3 protein-coding genes are annotated in these 4,496 nt (G+C 68.1%); 1 reads left to right on the top strand and 2 read right to left on the bottom strand.

What is annotated here, in order from left to right; all coding sequences use genetic code 11:
- Nucleotides 1–192: 192 nt before the first annotated feature.
- Together RSA25_RS19015 and RSA25_RS19010 are read right to left on the bottom strand one after the other, a co-directional pair.
- Nucleotides 193–1,317: an anhydro-N-acetylmuramic acid kinase gene (locus tag RSA25_RS19015; RefSeq protein WP_332810390.1), complete on the bottom strand. Its 1,125-nt coding sequence runs from the start codon at nt 1,315–1,317 to the stop codon at nt 193–195.
- A 94-nt stretch (nt 1,318–1,411) separates the two neighbouring features.
- Nucleotides 1,412–2,887, bottom strand: a complete 1,476-nt coding sequence (locus tag RSA25_RS19010; protein WP_332810389.1) for a M23 family metallopeptidase — start codon at nt 2,885–2,887, stop codon at nt 1,412–1,414.
- A gap of 168 nt (nt 2,888–3,055) precedes the next feature.
- Here RSA25_RS19010 and tyrS point away from each other — a divergent pair, with 168 nt between their 5' ends.
- Nucleotides 3,056–4,267, top strand: coding sequence for a tyrosine--tRNA ligase (tyrS, locus tag RSA25_RS19005; protein WP_332810388.1), 1,212 nt, complete (start codon nt 3,056–3,058; stop codon nt 4,265–4,267).
- The last annotated feature ends 229 nt before the right edge of the window (nt 4,268–4,496 follow it).

Below are 4,496 nucleotides of genomic sequence, written 5' to 3'. Positions count from 1 at the left end.
TGCCCCCCCACCCCCCCCGCCCCCCCCGCAAGCGTCGCGCCCCAGCCGACTGCCGGCCGCGGATCAACACTCGATATCGGCATGACCCCCAAACCAAACCGCTTCCCCCGGTAGAGTCGCGCCCCAGCCGACTGCCGACCATGGATCAATACTCGATATCGGCATGACCCCCAAACCACACCGACGCTCCGCTCACGCCAGGTGGATCGCCCCCAGGATCCGCGGCCCGCGCGCCCCACTCACGCTCGGCAGGTTCCCCGGCAACCCATCCAGCGTGCGCTGGGCCAACCACGCAAAGCCCATCGCCTCCAGGTAGTCCGGGTCCAGCCCGTGCACCGCGCTCGACTCCACCACCACGCCCGGCAGCCGCGCCGCCAGCCGGCGCAGCAGCGGCGGGTTGCGCACGCCGCCCCCGCACACCAGCACGCGCCGCACACCGGGCAAGTGCGCCAGCAGCGCATCGGCCACCGTCGCGGCGGTCAGCTCCAGCAACGTGGCCTGCACATCGGCCGCCGCGTGCTGGCCTTCGCCCATCGCCGCCTGCGCCCAGTCCAGGTGGAACTGCTCGCGCCCGGTGCTCTTGGGCGGCGGCAGGGCAAACCACGGGTCGGCCCGCCACTGCGCCAGCAACGCCTCGTCCACCTGGCCACTGGCCGCGAACGCGCCGTCCGCATCGAACGGCGTGCCCCGATGGCGCTGGCACCACGCATCCATCAGCGCATTGGCCGGCCCCGTATCGAAGCCGCGCGGCACGCCCTCGCGCGGGATCAGCGTCAGGTTGGCGATACCGCCCAGGTTGAGGATCGCCCGGTCCTCCGCGGCCGTGCCCAGCATGGCCAGGTGGAAGGCCGGCATCAGCGGGGCCCCCTGGCCGCCGGCGGCCACGTCACGGCGGCGGAAATCGGCCACGGTGGTGATGCCGGTCGCCTCGGCGATCCGGTTCGCATCGCCCAGCTGCAGGGTGAAGGGCAGCTCGCCCAGCGGCCGATGGCGCACGGTCTGCCCGTGCGAGCCGATCGCCCGGACCCGGGCACGGTCCACGCCGGCGCGCGCCAGCAACGCGTTGGCCGCTTCGCCGAAGCAGATGCCGATCTGCGCATCGATCCGGCCCAGCGCGTCCAGCGAGGCGATCTCGCCGCCTTCGCCCAGCGCGATCAGCGCAGCGCGCAGCGCCGGATCCCATGCGTGGGTGTAGCCGTGCACGAAGCGGCAGCCGCCCTCGGCGGGAAACTGCACCAGCGCGGCATCGATGCCGTCGGCACTGGTGCCGGACATCAGGCCCAGGAAGAGGGAAGCATGCGGATCAACGACAGTCATGGCCGGCACAATCAAAAACGGGTTGCGCCCAGCTTCTGCGCAACCCGTTGTTCCCGTCAATGCGCGCGTGGCCGCGCGCTGGCCCGGTCGTGGATCAGCCGCGGTTGCGCCGGGCCGGCTTGGCCACGCTGGCGGTCTGGGTCTGGGCCGCCGCCTCGGCCGGGGCCGCCTGCGGGGCCGGGCTGGCCTCGGCGTAGATCAGCTTCTCCATGCCCTGGATGCGTGCCAGCGCCGGCGCGGTCTGTGCGCGGAAGGCCACCAGCTCGGCGCCCTTCAGCGGCTCCGGCGGCGGCATCGTCACCGACAGCGGGTTGCGGTGCACGCCGTTGACGCGGAATTCGTAGTGCAGGTGCGGGCCGGTGGCCAGGCCGGTGGAGCCCACATAGCCGATCACCGTGCCCTGCGCCACGCGCTGGCCGGTGCGGATCGCCCCGAAGCGCGACATGTGCCCGTACAGGGTGGTGTGGCCGCGGCCGTGGTCCAGGATCACCACGTTGCCGTAGCCGCGCTGGGTCCCGGCGAACTGCACCTTGGCATCGCCGGCGGCCATGATCGGGGTGCCGGTCCGGGCGGCGTAGTCCACGCCCTTGTGCATGCGCATGTTGCCCAGCACCGGGTGCTTGCGCGCCCCGAAGCTCGAACTCAGCCGCGCGAACGGGATCGGCATGCGGATGAAGCTCTTCTTCAACGGCCGCCCGCTCACGTCGAAGTACTCCGACTTGCCGTTGCGGTCGAAGCGGAAGCCGCTATAGGTCTTGCCGCCGCTGGTGAAGGTGGCCGCCAGGATCTTGCCGGTGTCCACCTTCTCGCCTTCGCGCCAGGTTTCATCCAGCACCACGCTGAAGCGGTCGCCGGCCTGCAGGTCCTTGGAGAAGTCGATGTCGTACTTGAAGATCTCATCGGTCATCGTGGCAATCGCCGACGGCGACAGCCCGGCCTTGCGCGCGGCCGCATACAGCGAACTGGTGATCTCCCCGCTGGCCACGATGCGGCGCGTGGACGACTCGCGCTTGATCACCTTCTCGGCAATCCGGCCCTCGGCCAGCGACAGCTCCACCCGGCTATCGGCATCACGGTCGAAGCGGATCGTGCGCAGGTCGCCAGACAGCGGCAGGTCGAAGGCGATCTCCGCGCCGGGCCGCAGCTTGGTCAGCGCGTCACGTGCACCGGGGTGTTCCAGCACCTGGTGCATCACCGTGGCCGGGATGCCGGCCTTGTCGAACAGATCGCTCAGGGTCTGGCCGCGCTGCACGCGCAGCACCTGCCAGCTGTCGCCCGGCACCTGCTTCTGGCGCTCCAGCGACAGCGGCGGCAAGGGCAGGGCCAGGGTCGAGTGGCCCACCGTATAGGGCGAATCGATGGTGTGCGAGAAGCCCGGCACGATCGTGGCCACCAGCGCGCCGATCGTGGCGAACAGGCTGGCGTGCATCCAGTGCCGGCGCGTCCAGCGCTGGTTGAAGGCGGCAGGAAGATGCTGTTTGAGCTTCCGATGCAGGGCGGTGTCGTGGAGAACGTGGAGGCGTTCCTTGAAGCGCTGCTTGCGTGCGCGGCCTTGATCGGAATTGAGCATCGTCGGTCTGTTCCTGGCTGGCCCGGGAGCGCGGGCCCAAACGTCGGTAACATAGACAGGTATAAATACCGCGTCAAACCCTTGTGCCTATTGGCTTTTGTGAAGCGCTTGCGGTTAACTTGTACTTAACGTCATTCATATAAATAAGGCATTGCCGGGAGTTGCACCGTGTCGTCCATTGAAGAAGCCATCGCCCTGATCGGTCGCGGCAGCGATGAGATCCTCAAGCCCGAGGAGCTGCGCCAGCGCCTGGAAAGCGGTCGTCCGCTGCGCATCAAGGCGGGCTTCGACCCCACCGCACCGGACCTGCACCTGGGTCACACCGTGCTGCTGAACAAGCTGCGCCAGTTCCAGGACCTCGGCCACCAGGTCATCTTCCTGATCGGCGACTTCACCGGCATGATCGGCGACCCGTCGGGCAAGAACGTCACCCGCAAGCCGCTCAGCAAGGACGACGTGCTGGCCAACGCGCGCACCTATGAGGACCAGGTCTTCAAGGTGCTGGACCGCGACAGGACCGAAGTCCGCTTCAACTCGGAGTGGTTCGGCAAGATGGGCGCGGCCGACATGATCCGCCTGGCCGGCCAGCACACCGTGGCACGCATGCTTGAACGCGACGACTTCGCCAAGCGCTACGCCGCCCAGCAGTCCATCGCCCTGCACGAGTTCCTCTACCCGCTGGTCCAGGGCTACGACTCGGTGGCCCTGGAAGCCGACGTCGAGCTTGGTGGCACCGACCAGAAGTTCAACCTGCTGATGGGCCGTGGCCTGCAGGAGCATTACGGGCAGAAGCCGCAGATCGTGCTCACCATGCCCCTGCTGGAGGGCCTGGACGGCGTGGCCAAGATGTCCAAGTCGCTCAACAACTACATCGGCATCAGCGAACCGGCCATCGACATCGTCACCAAGACCATGAAGATCGGCGACGACCTCATGTGGCGCTGGATCGAGCTGCTCTCCTTTGATATCAGCCAGGCCGAGGCGGTCAGCCTGCGCCAGCAGGTGGAGGCCGGTGGCCTGAACCCGCGTGAGGTCAAGCTGCGCCTGGCGCGCGAGCTGACCACCCGCTTCCATGATGCCGCCGCCGCCGAACAGGCCATCGCCGGCTGGAACGCCGCGGTGACCGGGCAGGGCGATGTGACCCTGCTGCCCCTGCAGGAAGTGGCGATCCCGGCCGAGGGCCTGCGGATCGGCGCCTTGTTGACCGCCGCCGGCCTCACCCCGAGCAATTCGGAGGCCTCGCGCAAGCTCAAGGAGCGTGCGGTCAAGGTGGATGGTGAGGTGGTGGAGGACGCCCAGCAGGTGTTCGTGCCGGGTTTTGAAGGCCTGCTGCAGGTCGGCAAGCGCACCTTCGCCCGCGTGTTGCTGGTCGCCGCCTAAGCGCGACAAGGGTTTCCGGCCGTCCACCGCTCGCCGGAGCTGAATGAAGGGGTGGGAAGACGAAAAAAGTCCTCTCAACCCCTTCACAAATGCCCTCGATAGGGACATACTTTCCCTCCCCCGACGCAGGGGCCACCGCAAGGCGGCAACCGCGAAGGATCAGGACTTCAACTTCTTCGAAAGAAGGTGTTGACGGAAACGAAAAGCCTGACATAATAGGCGGCTCGCA

The organism is Stenotrophomonas sp. (genome assembly GCF_036662295.1).
Lineage (GTDB): Bacteria > Pseudomonadota > Gammaproteobacteria > Xanthomonadales > Xanthomonadaceae > Stenotrophomonas.
This window is presented reverse-complemented; position numbering and strand designations above follow the sequence as displayed.

What these genes read in the sequence shown, in the direction of transcription:
- RSA25_RS19015 (WP_332810390.1), bottom strand. Translation starts at nt 1,317, where the DNA reads ATGACTGTCGTTGATCCGCATGCTTCCCTCTTCCTGGGCCTGATGTCC.
- RSA25_RS19010 (WP_332810389.1), bottom strand. Translation starts at nt 2,887, where the DNA reads ATGCTCAATTCCGATCAAGGCCGCGCACGCAAGCAGCGCTTCAAGGAA.